At 67.5% G+C, this 16,038-nt stretch carries 19 protein-coding genes and 1 tRNA gene; 14 read left to right on the top strand and 6 right to left on the bottom strand.

Features of this window, described 5'->3' with window-relative positions; genetic code table 11:
• Together ABD823_RS18835 and ABD823_RS18840 are read left to right on the top strand one after the other, a co-directional pair.
• The coding region (locus ABD823_RS18835; RefSeq protein WP_425566626.1) for a hypothetical protein at window positions 1-254 on the top strand (254 nt) is incomplete at its 5' end.
• Between the two features lie 495 nt (window positions 255-749).
• A complete protein-coding gene (locus ABD823_RS18840) occupies window positions 750-1,070 on the top strand; it encodes a hypothetical protein (protein ID WP_344861334.1) in 321 nt (106 codons plus the stop codon).
• A gap of 290 nt (window positions 1,071-1,360) precedes the next feature.
• Here ABD823_RS18840 and ABD823_RS18845 read toward each other — a convergent pair whose 3' ends face one another.
• The 4 genes from ABD823_RS18845 to ABD823_RS18860 form a co-directional block, all read right to left on the bottom strand.
• Window positions 1,361-2,227 carry a hypothetical protein gene (locus ABD823_RS18845; RefSeq protein WP_344861336.1) on the bottom strand — a complete coding sequence of 289 codons (867 nt, stop codon included), beginning with the start codon at window positions 2,225-2,227 and terminating at the stop codon, window positions 1,361-1,363.
• Between the two features lie 269 nt (window positions 2,228-2,496).
• Window positions 2,497-3,315: a hypothetical protein gene (locus ABD823_RS18850; RefSeq protein ID WP_344861338.1), complete on the bottom strand. Its 819-nt coding sequence runs from the start codon at window positions 3,313-3,315 to the stop codon at window positions 2,497-2,499.
• Window positions 3,316-3,761: 446 nt separating this feature from the next.
• Window positions 3,762-4,298, bottom strand: coding sequence for a flavoprotein (locus tag ABD823_RS18855; protein WP_344861340.1), 537 nt, complete (start codon window positions 4,296-4,298; stop codon window positions 3,762-3,764).
• Entirely contained in the window at window positions 4,295-5,713 is a 1,419-nt protein-coding gene (locus tag ABD823_RS18860) for a helix-turn-helix domain-containing protein (protein ID WP_344861343.1), read from the bottom strand. Before ABD823_RS18860 ends, ABD823_RS18855 begins: the two co-directional genes overlap by 4 nt.
• 132 nt (window positions 5,714-5,845) lie before the next feature.
• Between ABD823_RS18860 and ABD823_RS18865 the strand changes: the two genes are divergently transcribed.
• The 10 genes from ABD823_RS18865 to ABD823_RS18910 all read left to right on the top strand — a co-directional run bounded on the left by ABD823_RS18865 (window position 5,846) and on the right by ABD823_RS18910 (window position 13,106).
• Window positions 5,846-6,031: a hypothetical protein gene (locus ABD823_RS18865; RefSeq protein ID WP_344861345.1), complete on the top strand. Its 186-nt coding sequence runs from the start codon at window positions 5,846-5,848 to the stop codon at window positions 6,029-6,031.
• 9 nt (window positions 6,032-6,040) lie between these two features.
• A complete protein-coding gene (locus tag ABD823_RS18870) occupies window positions 6,041-6,400 on the top strand; it encodes a hypothetical protein (protein WP_344861347.1) in 360 nt (119 codons plus the stop codon).
• Window positions 6,384-6,677: a hypothetical protein gene (locus tag ABD823_RS18875; protein WP_344861350.1), complete on the top strand. Its 294-nt coding sequence runs from the start codon at window positions 6,384-6,386 to the stop codon at window positions 6,675-6,677. The genes ABD823_RS18870 and ABD823_RS18875 overlap by 17 nt, the downstream gene beginning before the upstream one ends.
• Before the next feature lie 98 nt (window positions 6,678-6,775).
• Window positions 6,776-7,558, top strand: coding sequence for a GntR family transcriptional regulator (locus tag ABD823_RS18880; RefSeq protein WP_344861352.1), 783 nt, complete (start codon window positions 6,776-6,778; stop codon window positions 7,556-7,558).
• Between the two features lie 127 nt (window positions 7,559-7,685).
• Complete coding sequence (locus tag ABD823_RS18885) at window positions 7,686-8,111, top strand: plasmid replication, integration and excision activator (RefSeq protein WP_344861354.1); 426 nt, start codon at window positions 7,686-7,688, stop codon at window positions 8,109-8,111.
• Between the two features lie 82 nt (window positions 8,112-8,193).
• Window positions 8,194-9,615: an FtsK/SpoIIIE domain-containing protein gene (locus tag ABD823_RS18890; RefSeq protein WP_344861356.1), complete on the top strand. Its 1,422-nt coding sequence runs from the start codon at window positions 8,194-8,196 to the stop codon at window positions 9,613-9,615.
• A complete protein-coding gene (locus tag ABD823_RS18895; RefSeq protein ID WP_344861359.1) occupies window positions 9,615-9,809 on the top strand; it encodes a hypothetical protein in 195 nt (64 codons plus the stop codon). Before ABD823_RS18890 ends, ABD823_RS18895 begins: the two co-directional genes overlap by 1 nt.
• Entirely contained in the window at window positions 9,806-11,539 is a 1,734-nt protein-coding gene (locus tag ABD823_RS18900; RefSeq protein WP_425566627.1) for a replication initiator, read from the top strand. Before ABD823_RS18895 ends, ABD823_RS18900 begins: the two co-directional genes overlap by 4 nt.
• Window positions 11,536-11,727: a helix-turn-helix transcriptional regulator gene (locus ABD823_RS18905; RefSeq protein WP_344861361.1), complete on the top strand. Its 192-nt coding sequence runs from the start codon at window positions 11,536-11,538 to the stop codon at window positions 11,725-11,727. The genes ABD823_RS18900 and ABD823_RS18905 overlap by 4 nt, the downstream gene beginning before the upstream one ends.
• Window positions 11,724-13,106 carry a tyrosine-type recombinase/integrase gene (locus tag ABD823_RS18910; RefSeq protein WP_344861363.1) on the top strand — a complete coding sequence of 461 codons (1,383 nt, stop codon included), beginning with the start codon at window positions 11,724-11,726 and terminating at the stop codon, window positions 13,104-13,106. The genes ABD823_RS18905 and ABD823_RS18910 overlap by 4 nt, the downstream gene beginning before the upstream one ends.
• Before the next feature lie 256 nt (window positions 13,107-13,362).
• On the opposite strand, the gene ABD823_RS18915 is transcribed toward ABD823_RS18910, so the two are convergent.
• A tRNA-Lys gene (locus ABD823_RS18915) sits at window positions 13,363-13,438 on the bottom strand.
• Between the two features lie 136 nt (window positions 13,439-13,574).
• Here ABD823_RS18915 and ABD823_RS18920 point away from each other — a divergent pair.
• Entirely contained in the window at window positions 13,575-14,198 is a 624-nt protein-coding gene (locus tag ABD823_RS18920) for a 3'-5' exonuclease (RefSeq protein ID WP_344861365.1), read from the top strand.
• A gap of 92 nt (window positions 14,199-14,290) precedes the next feature.
• Here the strand turns inward: ABD823_RS18920 and ABD823_RS18925 are convergent, their stop codons facing one another.
• Window positions 14,291-15,448, bottom strand: a complete 1,158-nt coding sequence (locus ABD823_RS18925) for an acyl-CoA dehydrogenase family protein (protein ID WP_344861367.1) — start codon at window positions 15,446-15,448, stop codon at window positions 14,291-14,293.
• Between the two features lie 110 nt (window positions 15,449-15,558).
• Here ABD823_RS18925 and ABD823_RS18930 point away from each other — a divergent pair, with 110 nt between their 5' ends.
• Complete coding sequence (locus tag ABD823_RS18930; protein ID WP_344861369.1) at window positions 15,559-16,038, top strand: PspC domain-containing protein; 480 nt, start codon at window positions 15,559-15,561, stop codon at window positions 16,036-16,038.

A 16,038-nucleotide genomic window follows, 5' to 3' on the forward strand; every position in this document is an offset into this window, starting at 1 on the left:
AGCGGTGGGTGCAGTCATGCCGCCGCGAGCTGCTCGACCGCTGCCTGCTGTGGAACGAGCGCCACCTGCGCCACGCCCTGCGGGAGTACGAGCGCTTCTACAACCGGCACCGTGCCCATCAAGCCCTGGGTCAAGCGGCCCCGCTACGCCGCGTTCCGGAGCCGATCACGGATCCGATGCGGATCGCCGAGCTGAGCGTCCGCAGACGGGACCGGCTCGGCGGGGTCCTCCACGAGTACTCACATGCCGCTTGACCTGCACGGATGTAATTTTCGGCAGGCGCAGGATTGCTTGCCGTTCCTGGCCGCAGAACCCGTCGTCTGGAGAAGCGGCGGCTTGGACAAGGCTCGGCCGCCGTCATGGCCTTTCCGGGCGTGGCGGCCCGGTGGGGTCTTCTGCCGTGGTCTTCCGGTGATCGTCTGTGGGGTCTGACCTGAAGGAACGGCTCTAAACGATCTACCGCATGCCCGGTCCGTGCCCGCGAGCAAACATGGAGCAAACATCGCCGTTCTTCAGCTCGCGCAGACCCCGCCTGGCCCGAGAAAGCGCAGGTCAGACGGGGTCTGAGTGGTAGGGCGCCTGGGACTCGAACCCAGAACCTACGGATTAAAAGAGGAGGGCTTCTTGCAGCTCGTTCAGTCCTCTGAGCTGGGTATCCGGGGACTGTTTCACTCTGGCTCGGGGGAGGCGTTCCGCGTATAGTCCGGATCTTGATGGCGTCTCCGAGGCGGACTGGGAGACTACGGGGCATGAGCAAGACCGAGCGGCCACTCGTACGTGAGTTGTTCCCCGATCTCGTCACGGAACTCATCGCGTGCCTGAGAGTGGAAGGGGAGGAGGCGCTCGCTGTCTCCGCTTGGGACATCCGGTTCTATGAAGACTGCGGATGCGACGACGACTTCTGCCAGAGCTTCTACACGGCCGAGCGTCCGGACGGGACGTATGGTCCCGGGCACAGATGCGTGCCGCTGGCTCCGCTGGAGGGCGAACTGATCTTGGACGTCGTCGAGGAACGGATCATGTTCGTGGAGGTTCTGCACTACCCGAAGCTGTCGCGCTCGGCGGGTTGAAGCCATCAGCTTGGGAACCGGCTACTGATCATGCTGGGCTGATCTGGGGAAACAGGGGTGCAGGTCAGAGTCAGCTGGTTGACCGTGAGTGACCGCGGTTCCCCGCCTGTTCTGGCACGCATCTGGCACGAAAAGCTTGCTGCCCACGTCACCGCGATCCTCGATGGGCCGGGGCTGAGGAACGAAGTCCCGGACCGCCGATCGCCCCCAACCCCTACGGAGATCAGCTACCCTCAGGCGATCGTTAGGCCGAAACCACCTTCATGCCTGAGCTCAGGAGCACATATGCTTCAGATCTCGCCAATCGTGGCCAGACCTTCCGCTGTACTGGCGCGGAGTGTCGGAAGTACGGCGAGAAGGTCCGCCTCTGACACCGTCTCACTCGCGACCTGTATCAGGGCGTTGCCATGTTTTGTGAACACTCTCGTGTAGGCAGTCTCCGTACGTACCCAGACATCCGCTGACACTTGTCGGCAGGTCCCTGGTACGTCGGTCCTGAAGGTCACACCCGGAACAGGCTGGGTGCAAGCGGCTCGCGGGGAAGCCGTCGTTTCTGGCATGAGATAGAGATCGATCTCGGATCGGTCGCGTAGCCGCTCGTAGGAGAGCGCGACCGATGGCGGCCCATCATCCAATGCGCCGAACCATTCCGTGAGGTGCGTGGGCCGGTACTCCTGGGTGTCAAGCTCCATGAGGGGAATGCCGGAGTGAGCGAGCCTCTGCGTGCGCGCCGCCTCGGCTATAGCACCCTGGCCTAAGAACATACCGGTGAACCCGATGACAACTGCACCGATCGCAGAGGACCGGAGTCTCCCGTTCCCCGGAACCAGCATGGCCGCCGCGGCAACATGGCCGCTGGCTCCGATGGCCGCGAATATGAGACTCCCGGGAAGCATACCGAGGTCCATGATGTCGGGGAACGTGAGGCTGGAGAGCGCGAAAGCAATGATCGCGATGTTGACGAATGGTGCCAGGATCGCAACTTGCCACCACCGTGGCAACCTGATCAGCCAACCTAACGCCAGACCCACAGGGAAGGGCGCGAGGAGCATCGTGTTCGCGCCCGTGAAGTCGTCCTCCGGCCCATAGAGCTGAATGAGGACTTCCACTAGCCCGATGGCGGTTCCCACAAGTGCGGCCCGGAGTAAGGCGTTCATGAGCGGATTATCCCTAGCGTTGATCACTCGGACAATGTCTCGCTGGGCGGTGGCGCGGGCTTCGGTGCGGCGAGTTGATTGGGTACGGCGCGGTGGTCGTACGGCGGGCGGCCCCGCGGGCGGGTCCGGCCGGGACCGGCCCCCAGGCCGCATGCCCGGACGGATCCCGCAGAGCGGGAGCCGTGGCGGCGGCGCGACGCGCCGCCGCCCTTGATACCTATAAGAACAATTCGGCAACGCGCGGTCAGGTATCCGGAGAAGGATAGCTACTAGCTTCCCGGGATGACACCGATCACGCTTACCGAGTGAACTTTTGGATTTTTGATCATGTGCTTCACCACTTCCGGCGTATTGATAATGGTGAAACCATATATGAGTCCTTCGTCGGCTCGATCTCGAAGCTCCGATAAATCAAGGTCAAGCTGCCTTAGGGTAGGCTCGTCCTTGGACTCAAGTAGCGACACCCACCGCCTAAACTGTTCTGTCTTAGAAGTTCTCTCCTCGCCCCCATAGGCATCAAACCCGCCGATGACGCCAGGGAAGATGTAAGGCCAACCGAAGGATTTGTTTTCCAAGCCTGGAGAGAGTAACAGGGCCTCATCGCGGCCGTTTATGTATATGTCATCGACCTCTTCCTCGCTCAGTGGAAGCTTTAAAGCGACGACTGCATGGACTAGGTGCCTGCTCCAATGCATTTCCTTCAACACATTGAGCGTCTGACGGTTTTCCGCCTTCGGGTCCTGGCTCTGGAGTGGGTTTATTGTTTCCGTCAAGCGCCATGGCTCGGGTGTTGGGAAATGGATTTCCCCAGAGGAGGGGTCCTGTCGAAATTCTGTTGATAAGGCGGGTGGCTTGCCCGACCATACGCCGGGCATGCGAGGCCCTAGGGAGATCTTCAAAGAGCCGTCGAATGGTGGAATCTTGTCATTGTGGTCAGGGTGTGGCCTGCATTTATCGTCGGGAACGATGTTGAATTTCATGCTGTAATCGGGGTTGGCGACGGCGAACCCCATCAAGGCGACCCGACTGAATCGAGCGCAATCCATCACGCCCTTGCTTGATTCATCTTTTAATACATTGAATGCCATTCCACCTAGTAAAATTGCGATGGTGAGAACTGCTGCCGATGTGCGCGCTGGACCCCATCGACCGATAATTCGTTTCATTTGAGGTAATCCCTGCTTTCAAAAATCCGTCAGTTGGTCACATCTTGCCGGATTGATCTCTAGAAGACTCAAGGAAGTATGCTGACGCATGGATGAGGATTTGTCCATATCGGATCGCTCTGGGGGTGCCTGAGCGGCGGCAATCCATGCACCCTCATTGGGTGGTTCACTCGTCATGAGCTGCTGATTTAGTATGAGAAAAGATTTCGCGCAATACGGCAAAGGCGTCCCTGGGAGGAGTGCTAGACCTTTGTCAAGAGCCTCATCGTGTCGGCGAAGCTGTTGGTAAGGGAGTCGATCACGGCTTTGCCCTTCTCGGCGGCTGCCAGCGATGGGCGGTGGTCCCCAAGCAGCTTGTGAGTCGAAGGCTAGGAACCGCTTATCCCCTTCAACGCAAGGTGCCAGGGGTAGGCATCGATGCGGTCGGCTCCGGAAGCGGGAGGGTGAGGCTCGAACTCTCCGGGACCGAGGAAGACACGAACGCCTTCGGCGCGGAGCTGCTCGACGCTGCGGCGGAACGGCGCGCGGGAGGCGAGAGCGCTGTTGACGAAGGGCAGGACGACCACGGGAACGCCCAGACCGGGCGCTTCGGAGAGCAGGCCGAGGGCGTAGGTGTCAGCGATGCCCTGGGCGAACTTGTTGATGGTGTTGTAGGTGGCCGGGGCCACGATGATCGCGTCCGCCCGGGGTGACTTGGGCTCGCCGGGGGAGCGGTAGCGGCTGCGGACGGGGCGGCCGGTCTGCTTCCCCAAGGCGGGCGCGTCGATGAAGTTCAGCGCCGATGGGGTGGCGATGACCTGGACGGTCCATCCGTCGCCCTGGGCCAGGGTGACGAGGCGGCCCACCTCGGCGGCGGGGCCGGCGGCGCACACGATGACGTACAGGACTCTGCCAGTGTTGTTCATGCGCTGACTCCGAGGGCGTCGGCGAACTCGCGGGCTTCGCGGCGGACGCTGACGGGAGCGGTGGTCACCAGGTCTCCGACAAGTCTGCGGGTGGCGGGGCGGCCGGTGATCTCCTCGGGGGCGATCTGCCCGGCGGCCCGCAGGACGTGAAGAGCACGCTCGTGCTTGCCCCACATGAGGAACGCGCGGGCGGTGTCGAGCAGGAGGGCGGCTTTGCGCTCGTTGATCGGCAGGGCGTCGATGTCCACCCGGCGGGCGTAGTCGATGGCGGTTCCGGCGTCGCCCATGGTGAGGGCGGCGTTCACCCGGTGGCACAGGACGTTGTTCGGGCCGAACGCGGTCCACATGTGGTTGCCCTCGTGCCCCAGGCGGCGGCCGGCCTGTTCAGCCTCGTCCAGTAGTTCGGCAGTGGTGTGGCGGTTGCCGTGCTGGGCCGCGGCGATGGCTCCGCGCAGCAGGAGCGCGCCGTACACCGACAGGTCGTTGTCCGAGGGCTGGCTGAGGCTGGCGTCCATGCGCTGGGCGGCGGTGCTGGCGTTGCCTGCGGCGGCCCGGTGGTGGCCTCCGTCCATCAGGGCGTGCGTGACGATCCGGGCACTGGAGCCGATCATGAGCGGGATCTCGGACAGGTGGGCGGCCTGCACGCTGCGGTCCGCTGCCAGCCAGGCCAATCCCTTGTCCTCCTGCTTGAGCATGATGGAGGCGGCCACATGGTGGGCCTCGGCCGACAGGGCGTGCGCCTTCAGCCGGTCGTCCCCGACGAGCGCCGTGCAGGCGGCCCGAAGAGAGCGCAGCAACGAGGGCAGCACGGTGAGCACGTCGCCGTAGCGGCATGCCTGGTAGTCCTGCTTGGCCTGGGTGACCATCGCGGCCAACGGGGCGAGTGCCGGGGCGGTGGGTGCCGGGGCCGGGTACTCGGTCAGGGCGGCGGCCAGGTCCTCGATGTCTCGGGCGGGCTCGGCGGCCGGCCCGTTGTCGGACAGGACGGCTCCGAAGAGCGCGGCTCCGGCCAGTCCGACGAACTCACGACGTCGCACGGTGCTCTCGTCCTCCCCTCGCTGGATCGCCTCCACGCTACGCGGCGGGACCACGCTTCCCGGAGTGCCGGTACGGGGACCATCCTGAGCCGGGATGGCTAAGGCTGCACGCGGAGCCAGGCCCAGAGCGACGCGGGCGCTGTCCGGGAAATCCAGGCCGTCGGCGATCCGCTCGAACACCTCAAAGGCGGTCACCTGCTGGTTGCCGCTCATGATGTCGCTGACCTTGCCATGGCTCATACCGATCATGCTGCCGATGGTGGTCTGCGACGCCCCGGCGTACTGGCGCACCAACTGGAGGACCTGGGCGATGTCGCGGGCCCGCAACGCGGCGAGCATGTCGGGCCGTCGCCAAATGGAGCCGGGAATCTCGGGCATCGGGGGCGTTTTCCCTTCGCTGGGATCCGAGGTCGCACGGTGATCCCATCCTGACCCGCCGATGACCCATCCCGTCAAGGGATACCGGCTCGGGATGGGCCGGCAAGGAGAGCGGCGGCGACGCTGGACGGCATGACAAGCGATCAGACCAGTGAACAGGTCAACCGGTCGTGTTTCGCCTGCGATGGGCGCGGCTGGAAGTACGTCAGCTTCCGGCGTGCGTTGATCGCCAGTCCCGGCGGCCCGGTGGCTCCCCTTCCCCGCGTGCGGGACACCTGCTCGACCTGTCAGGGGCTCGGCACCCCCGCCGCGGCGTAGGAGGCGGGCATGAACGGGTTGACCCGATCCGCGCGGCTCACGCTGGATGAGGCGTTCTCTCCGGTGGACGCCGCCGATGAACTGCGCGGTGAACTCCGCCGGTTGGGCATCACGGCCGATGTCATCGACGGCTACGGGCTGGCGGTGGTGTCGGTCTGGACCGGCCTGGCGGTCTGGTCGGACGGATGCCGGTTCTGGTGGCGTACCGGCGGCTGGGACGCACGCCGGGGCCGGGCCGTCTACGCCTGGCATTCGGCGATGGAACCGGGCCGGGCCGCGCGCCGGGTGGCGTTCCGCTACGCCGAACTCGTGCGGACGCATCCGATGCCCGAGGTGAACGGGCAGGCCCGTGATGCTCTCCCTCGATGACTGCGCCCGCATCAGCCCGCACGTCGCCATGGCCCAGCGTGATCATGTGCGACTGGAGTGGCGCGAGCCGTACCCGGTGTTGGAACGGGTGCGGCCGGTGGCCTGGACCTGCACATGCCGTGCCCTGGTCTACGAGCTGTGCGCGGGCGCCGGGCAGGGGTTCATCCGAAAGACCGTGCAGGACGAGTGCGGCCCCGTGGTGCGTCACACGCGGCTGTGGCCGATCAACGAGGCATGGGCGGTCTGGGCGGGAGTGCTGTCCGGACGCGCCCGGTAGACGGGTGCGGCGGTGCGGCTGATCAGGCCGGAGGGGGTCGGATCCCGCGCCGCCGCACTCACCCGTCCGGGATGGGACGTCGGCTAGGCAAGTTCTCCATGGATCTCTATGCTGACGATAAGTCGAGTAGTTGGGTTGTCGTTATGTCTGTTTCCGGTGACGAGTACGCGCCGCCGAAGTACGCCCAGATCGTGCAGGCGATCCGGCGGAAGATCGCCGATGGCACCTACCCTCCGGGGTCGCAACTGCCGTCCGAGACCCAACTGGTCCGCGAGTTCGCCGTCTCGCGCCCGACCGTCGTCCGGGCGCTCCAGGTGTTGCAGCTCCGGGGCATCATCGACCGCGAGCACGGCAAGGGCTCGTTCGTGAAGTCGGCCCCGCCGGTGGTGGAGGAGGACGCCTCCCGTCCGGGTCGCGCGGTCCTCGATCGTGTGGAGGCCGCCGAGAACGCGGAGATCCTTCAGGCCGGTGCCTGTCCGGCTCCGGCGAGTGTCGCGGCGCTGCTGGCCCTGCCGGAGGGTACTCCGGTGGTGATGCGCCGGTTGCTGCTGGCCGATGCCGGGCGACCGTGTGAGCTGGTGACGTTCTGGTGTCCGATCGAGTTGGCCGAGGGGACCGACCTGGGCCGCTCCGAGCCGCTGAGCGTCGGGGTCCGCCAGCATCTCCAGGCGGTCAAGGGCGTGAAGCTGGACCACGTCATCGAACGTCTGGCGGCGCGTCATCCGCTGCCGGAGGAGGTCAAAGCGCTCGGGCTCGGCAAGACCGCGGCGGTGCTGGCGGTGCTGTCGCGGATCTTCGACGGCGCGGGCCGTCCGGTGCTGGTGATCGAGGTGGCGCTTCCCGGCACGCTGCATGAGCTGGAAGACGCCTACACCCTCTGAGGCATCTCACATCCAATGTGACCTACATCACATAGCGATTCGGAAACTCGTCTTGTCGAGTGGCCGTTCTAGAGTTAGCTTCAAACACGACAATACAAGTTAACGACTGAACGACAGGAGAATCATCATGGCTCTGCAAGGACCCATCCCCGTCAGCTTCGACCAGGTCTTTCCCCATGGCTGCTACCTCGTCGGCGAGGTCGAGCAGGTAAAGGACTTCGACGCCTCGACCAACGGCCGGACCGTCTACGCCAAGGACAAGACCACCGGCGAACTCGTCTGGCAGATCGCCGTCATGGACGCCGACCCGGTCGTCAAGATCAGCCAGAAGACGGTGGCGGTCAAGATCCTCGCCCCCGTCCAGCCGGTGCCCCCGCCCCCGGTGCCCGGCCTGCCGATCACCCCGGTCGAGTTCGACGGCATGACCGTCACCCCGTACGTCAACCAGTCCACCGGCCGCCTGGCCTACTCCATCCGCGCCACGTCCATGCGGGCTCCCCGCACCGCCGCCCCGGCCAAGCACGCCCCGGCCGGCAAGGACATCGCGGCCTGACAACGAAAGCGGGGCCGCTGGAACTGGCATTCCGGCGGCCCCTGGTCTCCCCAGATGCGATTCAAGAGAGGACTGAAGTCTAATGTTCAAGAAACTGCCCGGTGACCAGGTCACCGGCCTCGTTACGACCACTCCCGATACCGCCGTGGTGTTCCGTCCGGCCGTGGTGCGGACCCCGGCGATCATCACCATCGTCATCTTCGTCTGGCGGGTGCTCGCCGGTCTCGTCCGAATGGTCTGGCGGCATCCGATCGCCACCGCCGTCCTCGCCATCCCGGCCGCGGTGACGTGGCTGTACGGCTGGCGCGTCGCCCTGCTCGTCGTCTGGCTCCCGGTCTCGGTGCTCCTCCCGTGGGCACTGTTCGACCGGGCGACCTTCAACGCCTGGATCGGCTGGCGACTGCTGGCCTTCTGGCGGCTGGCCTGGATGTATCGGCGGCACTGGCACGCGGTCATGACCATCTCCGGCCTGGCACGGCATGCGGGCGGCCGAGACTACGTGCCCCATCTGGTGGCCGTGCGCTGCACCTCCTGGGCCGACCTGGTCACGGTCAACATGCTCACCGGCCAAGCCGTGAAGGACTGGGCCGACCGGATCGAGCACCTGGCGCACGGCTTCGGTGCGACCTCCTGCCGCGTCTCCGTGACCCGTGCGGGACGGCTGCTGCTGACCTTCCCCCGCCGCGACCCGCTCGCCGTCCCCCTACCAGCGTTACCGCTGCCGGAGGCGGTGTCGGTCGGGCCGGTCGAGATCGGCATCCGCGAGGACGGACGGCCCTGGCGGCTCAAGGTCCACGGCACCCACGTCCTGGCGGCCGGGGCGACCGGGGCCGGGAAGGGCTCCATCCTGTGGTCGGTCATCCGCGCTCTGATCCCGGCCGTGTGGACCGGCGTGGCCGAGCTGTGGGGGTTGGATCCCAAGCTCATGGAGCTGTCCTTCGGCCGGCCTCTGTTCACTCGCTACGCCGCGTCCCCGGCCGACTGCGCCGATCTGCTGGATGAGGCGGTGGAGCGCATGCAAAAGCGCGCCGAGAAGTTCGCCGGTGTCCAGCGCGACCACGTCCCGACCGTGGAGGACCCGTTCGTCCTGGTGATCGTGGACGAGGTCGCGTTCCTGACCGCGTATCAGTCCGATCGGGCCTTGAAGCAGCGCATCTCCGCCGCGCTGGCGACGCTCACCACACAGGGGCGGGCGGTCGGCTTCGGCGTCCTGGCCGCACTCCAGGACCCGCGCAAGGACGTGCTGACGATCCGCAACCTGTTCCCCGACAAGATCGCGCTCCGCCTCGACGAGTCCGAACAGGTGGACATGGTCCTCGGGGACGGCGCCCGCGACCGGGGCGCGCTGGCCGACCACATCTCCTCCGTCCCGCAGGAGGGTGCCGGGGTGGCGTACGTGCGGCTGGAAGCCTCGCCCGACCCGATCCGGGTCCGCGCGGCCTACGTCTCCGATGCCGACATCCGCGACATGGTCGCCCTGTTCCAGATGGAGGAGGCCGCCTGATGAAGATCACCATTCAGGGTGACTCCGTCGACCTCGACGCTCTGGCGCTGCGCCTGCGTGATCGTGATGGCTGGCCCGCCCGTGTCGAGCTGACGTTCTGCTTCGACCTCGTCAACGTCCGGCTGCGCCGTGATCCCTACAGCTCTGCCTACCGGCTCTGCGCCGACCTGGAAACCCGGAAGGAGGCCATGTGACCGACACCCCCACCCCCGTCCCTTTGATCCCTCCGGCCGTCGATTCCGCCGCTGCGGTGGACGCCTCCCATCCCCGGCTCGCCCGCACCGTCCGTGACCGACTGCCCGTCGCCCTGGACGTGGCGGTCGAGGTGGCCAAGCTCAACGGCGTGTGCATCCGCCCGATCGAACTGCGGCGGCTCGACATCCTCACCGGCCAGGAAGAACCTTTCGACGTCCCCTGCGGCGCGACGCAGGAGGCCAAGTGCCCGCCGTGCGCCAAGCGCAACCGCTACCTGCGCATGGCCCAATGCCGGGAAGGCTGGCACCTCGACCACGAACCGATCGCCGAGCCGGACCCCTCCACCGAAGCGCAGCGCTGGCTGATCGAGTTCCGCGCCGACGTCCAGGCCAAACGCGATGCGGCCGAACGCGACGGGCATACCGAGGAGGTCGCCGACTGGGAGCAGGCGATCAGCGCCATCGACGCCGAGATCAACCAGGCAGGCATGCGCGGCAGCCTCTCCGGCCGGACGGTCCCCAAGCGCTCCCGCTCCACCCGCCGACGCCAGGACGCGCCGGACCTGCCTCGGCGGGCCATGAGCCCCACCACGCTCGGCCGGGCCTTCACCGGAGCCGATGGGAAGGTCTACCGACCGTCGATGTTCATCACGCTCACCCTGCCGTCCTACGGCCGCATCCGGGCGGGACAGGGCGTGCCGGTCGACCCGAGTACCTACGACTACGCGCGGGCGGCGCGTGACGCGCTGCACTTCTCCAAGCTGGTCGACCGGTTCGTGCAGAACCTGCGCCGGGTGGCGGGCTATGACGTGCAGTACTTCGCCAGCGTGGAGCCTCAGAAGCGGCTCGCCCCGCATCTGCACATGGCGATCCGGGGCACCCTGCCCCGCGCGGAGATCAAGCAGATCGCCGCCGCGACCTATCACCAGGTGTGGTGGCCGGCGGTCGATGAGATCCGCTTCGAGGGCGATCGCCTGCCCGTGTGGAGCCCGCGGGCCGATCTCCCCGGGGACGGCCAGGACGGCGACTACCTCGACCCTGAGACCGGGGAGGTCCTGCCCACCTGGGACGAGGCCCTCGACCGGCTCGACCAGGATGAGGCGGCCGAACCCCTGCACGTGCTCCGTTTCGGCGACCAGGTCGACGTCCAAGGCGTGCTCGCCGGAACCCCGGACGCCGACCAGTGCATCCGCTACCTGTCCAAGTACCTGACCAAGAGCCTCGGCGAGACGCTCGACGCCGACGACTCCGTTCGGCGGGACCACGCGGCCCGCATGGTGGAGGCGCTGCGCTACGAACCCTGCTCGCCATCGTGCGCGAACTGGCTCCGCTACGGCGTGCAGCCCAAGGGCGCCAAAGCCGGGATGGCTCCAGGACGGTGCCGCAGCAAAGCGCACAAGCCCGAACACCTCGGCTACGCCGGCCGCCGGGTCCTGGTCTCGCGCAAGTGGTCCAACAAGACCCTGCGCGAACACAAGCAGGATCGCCGGGCCTGGGTCCTCGACGCGCTCGGCCTGGCCGACGACCCCACCCAGAACGACCCGCACCGCTACCTGTGGAAACCGGTCTCCACCAACGACCCGACCCGCACCCCGCTGGCCAAACGACTCCTGCGCGGCGTCGCCAACCGCCAGCGCACCCGCGCCCGGCTCCTCGAACTCCAAGCCAGAGCAGAGGGACGACCCGAGCCGGATCTTTCGGCAACTCCCGGACTGGAGGTGGCGGCGTGAAGAAGAGGGACGAGTTGATGACCGTTCCCGACATCCTCGAAGAGCTGGGCGGGATCTCGGTCCGCACCTTCTACCGCTGGCGCGAGATCGGCAAGTTCCCCGCCGGGTTCCGGCTGCCCAACGGTGACCTCCGGCTGTACCGGAGCGAGTTCGAAGCCTGGCTCGAATCCCTCCGGGAGGCCGCGTGAACACCTCGTACAAGGTCAAGTTCTGGGGCGTCCGCACCAACACCCGACCTCAGGGTGTGGGCAAGAAACCCCGCATCGTTTCCCACACCGTCCGGTGGACTGTGGACAACCGGGAGAAGTCCTCGACCTTCAAGACCAAGGGGCTCGCCGAGAGCTTCCTGTCCGACCTGCGCCAGGCGGCCAGGAACGGGGAGGCGTTCGACCTGGAGAGCGGTCTTCCCGGCTCGATGGTCAAGGCCAAGGACACGCGCACCTGGTACTCCCTGGCCGTCGCCTACGTCCACGCCTGGTGGCCTCACGCGGCGGCCAAGACCCGCGAGGGCATGACCGACTCCCTCGCCTACGTCACCCCCGTCCTGACGGGTGACGTGCCCGGTCGTCCCGATGACGAGGAGATCCGGCGGACGTTGCTTGAGTACTCCTTCGTGCCGGAGGACCGCCGTCCGGCTCCCTCGCCGAAGGTCCTGAGGGTGGTGCGGTGGCTGGAAGCGGCTTCACTGCCCCTGAGCGCGTTGGAGGATCCCAAGCACACCCGGGCGGCCTTGGAGGCCATCTCCCTGCGCCTGGACGGCAAGGCCGCGGCGGCTTCGACCTACCGGCGGAAGCGGGCCGTCTTCCATCAGGTCCTGGAGTACGCCGTAGAGCTGGGAGAGCTTTCGGCAAATCCGATCCACAAGGTCAAATTCCGCAAGGTCAAGGCGACGGGCGAGATCGACCGGCGTTCGGTGGTCAGTCCGGAGCAGGCCCGCCGGCTCCTGGTCGCGGTGACGTATGCGGGCCGTACCCGAGGGCCGATGATGGCGGCCATGTTCGCCTGCATGTACTTCGCCGGCCTCCGTCCGGCTGAGGCGGCCGGACTCCGCGAGGCGAACTGCGACCTTCCGGCAACGGGCTGGGGCGTCCTGACCCTGGAGACGACCCGGCCGGAGAGCAACACGCGCTACACCGACTCGGGGGAGGCCAACGACGAGCGCGGCCTCAAGCATCGGGGCCGCAAGGCGACCCGGCGCGTGCCGATCCCGCCGGAGCTGGTGACCGTTCTCCGCGAGCACATCGACCGGTACGGCGTCGCCGAGGACGGCCGGCTGTTCCGGACCCGGAGTGGTAAGAGCTTCCCCGGCTCGACGGTCTCGATGGTCTGGAAGCAGGCGCGCATGTACGCCTTCACCCCCGATCAGGTGGCCTCGCCGCTGGCGGGTCGGCCGTACGACCTGCGGCACGCGGCGGTGTCCCTCTGGCTGAACGCCGGAGTCCACGCCCCGGAGGTCGCCGAGCGGGCCGGCCACGGGGTGGACGTGCTCCTTCGGGTCTACGCCAAGTGCATCGACGGGCAACACGAGACGGCCAACAGGCGGATCATGGAAGCGCTCACGACGTGACAGCCGTGACGGCGGAACACGGAAGGACCCCGGGAAGCTCTCGGGGTCCTTCGTCGTGTCGGCTCTCACACTCCCGGAACCGTTCCGGCGGCTTCTGGAATCCTGGTGCTGACCTGGCCGGACGGGCGTGGTCCCATTCCGCGTATGTTCCGCGACCAGTGGCAGGCAGCTGCATCCGGCTGCACCCGACTGCATGTGCCGGGGGAAGTGACCAGGAACGAAGGCCCAGGTCAGAGCCTAAGTTCCTGCTCACGACTGGTAGGGCGCCTGGGACTCGAACCCAGAACCTACGGATTAAAAGTCCGCAGCTCTAACCATTGAGCTAACGCCCCGCTGGAGACAGGGTACAGAGGATAGTGACCCTTGGTGTCCGTCGCCAGGCCGTATGGCGCCGTACACCCGCGCGGGAAGCGGCCGGTCCGGCCGAGAGGCGGCGAGCAGGGGTGGTCTGTTCTTACAGTGGAGCGCGTGACGACACCTGGATCGGAGCTCGACCATTCCCTCCGGCTGCCCGCGCGGGGCGGCTACGTCGTGGTGGACGTGGAGACCACGGGGTTCTCCCCCGCCAGAGGCGACCGGATATGCGAGATCGCCCTGGTCTCCCTGGACGAGAGGGGGGAGACGGCCGACGAGTGGCACTCGCTGATCAACCCGCTGCGGAGTACGGGCGCCTCGCACGTCCACGGCATCACGGACGAGATGGTCGCCGGTGCGCCGGTGATCGAGGAAGTGCTGGACGAGGTCTGGCAGCGGATCGCCGGGCGGGTCCTGGTCGCCCACAACGCCCCCTTCGACCTGCGGTTCCTCAACGCGCTCCCCGGCAGCCACTGGGTGACGGAGACCCTGTGCACCCAGCGGCTCGCGCCGGCCTTCCTCCCGCACGGCAAGTGGACGCTCGCCGCCTGCTGCGAGCGTGCGGGCATCCCGCTCCGCAACGCCCACTCCGCGCTGGCGGACGCCCGCGCCACGGCCGAGCTGCTGCGCCACTTCATACGCCGGGGCGCGTCCTGGGAGGAGCATCTGATCAGGGCCGCGCAGGCTCCGGAGTGGAAGCCCTGCGGCCTGCCCCAGCGGGCCCCGCACCGGCGGTAGGCCACGGGAGCGGCCGGGGCAGGCCGGCCCGGCCTGCCCCGGCCGCCGGGAGCGCCTGACCGGCCGGAGGGAAGGAGCCTGCCGGGTCCGGGTCAGCGGTAGGCGGGGATGCCGGTCAGGGCCTCGCCGAGCACCAGCGTGTGGACCTCCTGCGTGCCCTCGTAGGTCAGCACCGACTCGAGGTTGTTCATGTGCCGGATCACCGGATACTCCAGCGTGATGCCGTTGCCGCCGAGGATCGAGCGGGCCTGGCGGGCGATGTCCAGGGCGGCCCGGACGTTGGCCAGCTTGCCGAAGCTGATCTGGCGGGGGGTGATCCTCCCCTCGTCCTTCAGCCGGCCCAGGTGGAGGGCGGTGAGCTGGGACTGGCCGAGTCCGACGTACATCCAGGCGAGCTTCTCCTGGGTGAGCTGGAAGGCGCCGATGGGCTTGTCGAACTGGACGCGGGTCCTGGAGTAGTCGACGGCCGCCTCCAGGCAGGCCCGGGCCGCGCCGACGACGCCCCACAGGATGCCGAAGCGGGCCTCCGACAGGCAGGACAGGGGGCCCTTCAGCCCGCGCACCCCCGGCAGTACGGCGGAGGCCGGCAGGCGGACGTCGTCGAAGTACAGCGAGGAGGTCACCGAGGCGCGCAGGGACATCTTCTTGTGGATCTCCGGGGCGGAGAAGCCGGGGGAGTCGGTGGGCACCACGAACCCGCGGATCCCGTCCTCGGTCTGGGCCCAGACCACGGCGACGTCGGCGACGGAGCCGTTGGTGATCCACATCTTGGAGCCGTTGAGGATCCAGTCGCCGGAGGGGTCCTGCTTGGCGTGGGTACGCATGCCGGCGGGGTCGGAGCCGTGGTCGGGCTCGGTCAGGCCGAAGCAGCCGATCGCCTCGCCGGCGGCCATCCGGGGCAGCCACTCCTCCTTCTGCTCCGCGGAGCCGTACTTCCAGATGGGGAACATGGCCAGGGATCCCTGGACCGACACGAACGAGCGCAGGCCGGAGTCGCCGGCCTCCAGCTCCCGGCAGGCCACGCCGTAGGAGACGGCGTCGAGTCCCGCGCAGCCGTACCCGTCGAGGTGCATGCCGAGCAGGCCGAGGCCGCCGAGTGCGGGGGCCAGCTCGCGGGCGGGGAAGACGGCCTCCTCGAACCAGTCGCCGACGTGGGGCAGCACCCGGTCGGCGACGAATCCCTTGACGGTGTCGCGGATGAGGCGCTGCTCCTCGGAGAGCACGTCGTCGGTGCGCAGGAGATCGTCCATGGGAGTTCCTCTCGTCCGTGATGACCCTGCCAGGGTATTGCGGGCACTTCAGGGTCCTGCCAGGGGGAATCCCGATGTGACCGGTGGCCTCCCCCGGGCAGGGTGGAGATATGAACGAAAACGACTTCTCGGGCGTCAAGCAGCTCCGCCGCACCAGGGACGGACGGATCGTCGCGGGCGTGGCCTCGGGCCTCGGCCGCTACATCGGGGTCGACCCGAACATCATCCGCGTGGTCCTCGCCATCAGCACCTTCTTCGGCGGGCTGGGCGTGGCGGCCTACGCGATCGGCTGGCTCCTGCTGCCGGACGAGGGCAAGGACACCTCGATCCTGCAGGACCTCGTGGACAAGAACAAGGACAACCCGGTCTGGCAGGACGCCAGGGCCAAGGCCGAGCAGGGCTGGCACAAGGCGGAGCAGAGCTGGAACCGCACCGCCCATCGGGACGAGGCCCATCCGGCCCCGCCGAGCAGCTCCCAGTCCCCGTACCACCCGCAGTCGGCGTCGTATCCGACGCACCAGGACCCGGCTCCGCAGTACACCCCTCCCGCGCCTCCGCGCGGCGACGACGAGCCCCGGCCGCAGGCGTGA

It is taken from the genome of Planomonospora alba, assembly GCF_039534085.1.
GTDB classification, from domain to species: Bacteria; Actinomycetota; Actinomycetes; order Streptosporangiales; family Streptosporangiaceae; genus Planomonospora_B; species Planomonospora_B alba.

What these genes read in the sequence shown, in the direction of transcription:
- ABD823_RS18840 (WP_344861334.1), top strand. Translation starts at nt 750, where the DNA reads ATGAGCAAGACCGAGCGGCCACTCGTACGTGAGTTGTTCCCCGATCTC.
- ABD823_RS18845 (WP_344861336.1), bottom strand. Translation starts at nt 2,227, where the DNA reads ATGAACGCCTTACTCCGGGCCGCACTTGTGGGAACCGCCATCGGGCTA.
- ABD823_RS18850 (WP_344861338.1), bottom strand. Translation starts at nt 3,315, where the DNA reads ATGGCATTCAATGTATTAAAAGATGAATCAAGCAAGGGCGTGATGGAT.
- ABD823_RS18855 (WP_344861340.1), bottom strand. Translation starts at nt 4,298, where the DNA reads ATGAACAACACTGGCAGAGTCCTGTACGTCATCGTGTGCGCCGCCGGC.
- ABD823_RS18860 (WP_344861343.1), bottom strand. Translation starts at nt 5,713, where the DNA reads ATGCCCGAGATTCCCGGCTCCATTTGGCGACGGCCCGACATGCTCGCC.
- ABD823_RS18865 (WP_344861345.1), top strand. Translation starts at nt 5,846, where the DNA reads ATGACAAGCGATCAGACCAGTGAACAGGTCAACCGGTCGTGTTTCGCC.
- ABD823_RS18870 (WP_344861347.1), top strand. Translation starts at nt 6,041, where the DNA reads ATGAACGGGTTGACCCGATCCGCGCGGCTCACGCTGGATGAGGCGTTC.
- ABD823_RS18875 (WP_344861350.1), top strand. Translation starts at nt 6,384, where the DNA reads ATGCTCTCCCTCGATGACTGCGCCCGCATCAGCCCGCACGTCGCCATG.
- ABD823_RS18880 (WP_344861352.1), top strand. Translation starts at nt 6,776, where the DNA reads ATGGATCTCTATGCTGACGATAAGTCGAGTAGTTGGGTTGTCGTTATG.
- ABD823_RS18885 (WP_344861354.1), top strand. Translation starts at nt 7,686, where the DNA reads ATGGCTCTGCAAGGACCCATCCCCGTCAGCTTCGACCAGGTCTTTCCC.
- ABD823_RS18890 (WP_344861356.1), top strand. Translation starts at nt 8,194, where the DNA reads ATGTTCAAGAAACTGCCCGGTGACCAGGTCACCGGCCTCGTTACGACC.
- ABD823_RS18895 (WP_344861359.1), top strand. Translation starts at nt 9,615, where the DNA reads ATGAAGATCACCATTCAGGGTGACTCCGTCGACCTCGACGCTCTGGCG.
- ABD823_RS18925 (WP_344861367.1), bottom strand. Translation starts at nt 15,448, where the DNA reads ATGGACGATCTCCTGCGCACCGACGACGTGCTCTCCGAGGAGCAGCGC.
- ABD823_RS18930 (WP_344861369.1), top strand. Translation starts at nt 15,559, where the DNA reads ATGAACGAAAACGACTTCTCGGGCGTCAAGCAGCTCCGCCGCACCAGG.